The organism is Allobosea sp. (assembly GCF_036675845.1).
Classification (GTDB): Bacteria; Pseudomonadota; Alphaproteobacteria; order Rhizobiales; family Beijerinckiaceae; genus Allobosea.
Genome location: NZ_JAKFED010000034.1, coordinates 1 through 3,641, shown reverse-complemented (window position 1 = coordinate 3,641; position 3,641 = coordinate 1). Strand labels below are relative to the sequence as shown.

The 3,641-nt window shown below is 71.8% G+C and carries 3 protein-coding genes and 1 pseudogene; 3 read left to right on the top strand and 1 reads right to left on the bottom strand.

The genetic code is table 11. From position 1 onward, the window contains the following. Nucleotides 1-462: 462 nt before the first annotated feature. From V6M56_RS02815 to V6M56_RS02805, 3 genes are all read left to right on the top strand, one after another. Nucleotides 463-2,046 carry a pseudouridine synthase gene (locus V6M56_RS02815; RefSeq protein WP_442881059.1) on the top strand — a complete coding sequence of 528 codons (1,584 nt, stop codon included), beginning with the start codon at nucleotides 463-465 and terminating at the stop codon, nucleotides 2,044-2,046. A 165-nt stretch (nucleotides 2,047-2,211) separates the two neighbouring features. Next, entirely contained in the window at nucleotides 2,212-2,772 is a 561-nt protein-coding gene (gene rsmD / locus V6M56_RS02810) for a 16S rRNA (guanine(966)-N(2))-methyltransferase RsmD (protein ID WP_332681058.1), read from the top strand. Nucleotides 2,773-2,920: 148 nt separating this feature from the next. Beyond that, nucleotides 2,921-3,211 (top strand): GIY-YIG nuclease family protein, encoded by a 291-nt coding sequence (locus tag V6M56_RS02805; RefSeq protein WP_332681057.1) that lies wholly within the window; start codon nucleotides 2,921-2,923, stop codon nucleotides 3,209-3,211. Between the two features lie 111 nt (nucleotides 3,212-3,322). On the opposite strand, the pseudogene V6M56_RS02800 reads toward V6M56_RS02805, so the two are convergent. Further along, nucleotides 3,323-3,641: pseudogene (locus V6M56_RS02800) on the bottom strand (DNA mismatch repair endonuclease MutL); the annotation flags it as partial.

The window sequence follows — 3,641 nt, the reverse complement described above, 5'->3', positions numbered from 1 at the left end:
GCCCGCGCCGGCGAGCGGCCCTCTGGCGACAGGCCCGGCCGGTTCGAGCGGCCGAGCCGCGACGGCGCGCCGCGCCCGCCTCGCGAGGGTGGCGAGCGTCCGTTCCGTGCGCGCGGCAGCGAGGATCGCTTCGCCGGCCGCCCGCCCCGCGAAGGCGGCGAGCGCCCCTTCCGCGCCCGTGGCGATGACGATCAGCGTGCCAGCCGGCCACCGCGCGAGGGCGACCGCCCGCGCGGCGAGAGGCCGGCCGGCAAGGGCTTTGCTGGTAAAGGTCTTGCCGGCAAGAGCTTCGGTGAGAAGAGCTTCGGCGAGAAGCGTTTCGGCGGCAAACCCGGTGAAGGCCGAGGCGGCGAAGGCAGGAGCTTCGGCGCGCCGCGCCCCGGCGGCAAGCGCTTCGACGCGCCGCGCGGCGACAAGCCGTTCCGGGCCCGGCCCGACCGCGCCCATCGCAGCGCCGCCGAGATCGCCGAGGCGGTCGCGCCAGTCCCCGCCGCGCCGCAGGAGCCGGAGCGCATCGCCAAGGTGATGGCGCGCGCCGGCGTCGCCTCGCGCCGCGACAGCGAGGCGATCATCGCCGAGGGCCGCGTCACGGTGAACGGCAAGCCGATCGACAGCCCGGCGCTCGATATCGGCCCGGGCGACGTCGTGCTGATCGACGGCGAGCCCTTGCCGGCGCGCGAGCGCACCAGGCTCTGGCTCTATCACAAGCCGCGCGGGCTGGTGACGACCAACCATGATCCGGAAGGGCGGCCGACGGTGTTCGACGCGCTGCCGGAGGATTTGCCGCGCGTGCTCTCGATCGGCCGGCTCGACATCAACACCGAGGGCCTGCTGCTGCTCACCAATGATGGCGGGCTGGCGCGGATGCTGGAACTGCCCGAGACCGGCTGGCTGCGGCGCTACCGCGTGCGCGCCTTCGGGCATGTGACGCAGGACCGGCTCGACACGCTGAGGGACGGCGTCACCATCGACGGCGTCAATTACGGCCCGGTGACGGCGCGCTTCGAGCGCGAGCAGGGCGCCAATACCTGGCTGATCGTCGATCTGCGCGAGGGCAAGAACCGCGAGGTCAAGACGCTGCTCGAGCATCTCGGCCTGCAGGTGAACCGGCTGATCCGGGTCTCCTTCGGCCCGTTCCAGCTCGGCGACCTGCCCGAGGGCGAGGCCGACGAGGTCCGCTCCAAGGTGCTGAAGGACCAGCTCGGCAGCGAGTTGATGGCCAGGGCCGGCGTCGATTTCGAGGCGCCGCGCCGCGACGAGATCCCGCAGGAACCCAGACATGACGACGAACGGCCGGCGCGCAGCCGGGCGCCCGCCGGGGACGACCGGCCGCGCCGGCGACCGCGCGAGGATCGCGACGGGCAGCCTTTTGTCCAGCGCACGCCGTCGCAGGACGACCGCAGCGAGAAGCCGTGGAAGCGCACCGTCTGGCGCGACGAGGAGGCACAGCCGCAGCGCGAGCGCCGCGCCGCGCCGCGCCGCGGTGCCGATCCCAAGGAAGAGCGCCAGGCCCGCGAGGCGACCGGCGCGGTCGTGCGCGTGCGCGACAAGGCGATCGAGGATCCGAGCGGCCGCCGCGTCAAGGTCGAGCGCGTCAGGGCTCCGGCATCCGTGGAGCCGCCGCGCGAAGAACGCAAGCCGCGTGCGCCGCGCGGCGAGCGCCCGGCCCGGCCGCCCCGCGAGAATTTCGGCCAGGATCGCGGCGGCGAGCAGCCCTGGCGCGCCAGCGGCGACTGGGCCGAACGGCCGCCAGGGGGCAAGCGCCCGCCGCGCGCAGCCGGCGGCGACGCGCCAGCCGGGCGCCCGTTCCGCGGCAAACCCTCGGGCGACAGGCCCGGGGGCGGCAAATCCTTCGGTGAACGGTCCGGGGGCGGCAAGCCGTTCGGAGACAGGTCAGGCGGCGGCAAATCATTCGGTGGCAAGTCGTTCGGTGACAGGCCCGCAGGCGACAGGCCCGGCAGCAGGGGCCCGCGCCCCGGTGGCGGCAAAGGTCCGTCACGGTCCGGTCCGCCGCGGTCGGGTGGCGGGCGGGACCGGCGTGGCTAGAGCCTGCCGCCTTCTCTCGAACCCCCATCGTCATCCCGGGCTTGCCCCGGGATCCATCGTAGAGCGCCCGAGCCTTACGATGGATCCCGGAGCTGCGCCGCTTCGCGGCTTGTCCAGGATGACGTTGTGGTTCCGTGAGAAATCAGCACCGCCCGGGTGTCGCTGATGCGGATCGTCGGCGGGCGTTTCGGCGGACGGCCTCTCGCCAGTCCGAAGCCGGGGATCGGCGCGATTCGCCCGACCTCGGACCGGCTGCGGGAATCGCTCTTCAACGTGCTGGCGCATGGCTATGACGATGCCGTCACTGGGGCGCGGGTGCTCGACCTGTTCGCCGGCACCGGCGCGATGGCGTTCGAAGCCCTGTCGCGCGGCGCCGCCTTCGCGCTGCTGGTCGATGACGGCGCCGAGGCGCGCGGGCTGATCCGCGAGAACCAGATGGCTTTCGGGCTGGCGGGGTTGAGCCGGATCTTCCGGCGCGATGCGACGAAGCTCGGCCCGATCAGCGCGATGCCCCCCTTCGACCTCGTCTTCTGCGACCCGCCCTATCGCAAGGAACTGGGCGAGAAGGCCCTCGCCTCGGCCCGCGATGGCGGCTGGCTGACGAAGGATGCGCTGGTGCTGCTCGAGGAAGCGGCGGGGGCGGAGATCGCGCTGCCGGAGGGCTTCGAGGAACTGGAGCGCCGGGACTATGGCGAGACGCAGGTGCGCTTCCTGCGGGCGGTCTGAGGCGCTCCTCGTCATTGCGAGCGCAACGAAGCAATCCAGGAGGGCTCGCTCTACGTCCCCCTGGATTGCTTCGCTTCGCTCGCAATGACGGAGTTGGCGAGCAATACCTGGCGCCCTCCCCTGCCGGGCAAGCCGCGGGATATCTCAGATGCGTGAGCCGAACGCCTACATCATGGCCAGCGGGCGCAACGGCACTCTCTATGTCGGTGTGACCTCAAATCTCGGGGAGCGCGCCTGGCAACATCGCGAGGGTGCCGTGCCGGGCTTCACCAGGCGCTACGGCTGCAGAACCCTCGTCTGGTATGAACGCCATGAACGCATGGATGAAGCCATCGGCCGAGAGAAGCAGCTCAAGGGCGGCTCGCGGGCGAAGAAGCTCGCCCTGATCGAAGCGATGAATCCGGGCTGGCGAGACCTCTACGAGGATTTTGTCCCATAGCAGCTCCGGTCGTCATTGCGAGCGTAAGCGAAGCAATCCAGGAGGATACGCCCTGCCGCCCCTGGATTGCTTCGTCGCTACGCTCCTCGCAATGACGGATGGGGCCCGTCGCTACCGCCGCCCGAACAGCTTCTCGATATCGGCGAGCTTCAGCTCGACATAGGTCGGGCGGCCATGGTTGCACTGGCCGGAATTCGGGGTCGCCTCCATTTCGCGCAGCAGCGCGTCCATTTCCTCCGGGCGCAGGCGGCGGCCAGCGCGCACCGAGTTGTGGCAGGCCATGGTCGCCAGCACATGGTCGAGCCGGCGCTCCAGCGAGCCGGCATCGCCATGCTCGGCCAGCGCATCGGCGACGTCGCGGACGATGCCCTGGAGATTGCCGCCGGCGATCGCGGCGGGCGCCTCGCGCACCAGCACGGCGCCCGGCCCG

Coding starts and splice junctions, on each gene's coding strand:
- rsmD (WP_332681058.1), top strand. CDS start 2,212: ATGCGGATCGTCGGCGGGCGTTTCGGCGGACGGCCTCTCGCCAGTCCG.
- V6M56_RS02805 (WP_332681057.1), top strand. CDS start 2,921: ATGCGTGAGCCGAACGCCTACATCATGGCCAGCGGGCGCAACGGCACT.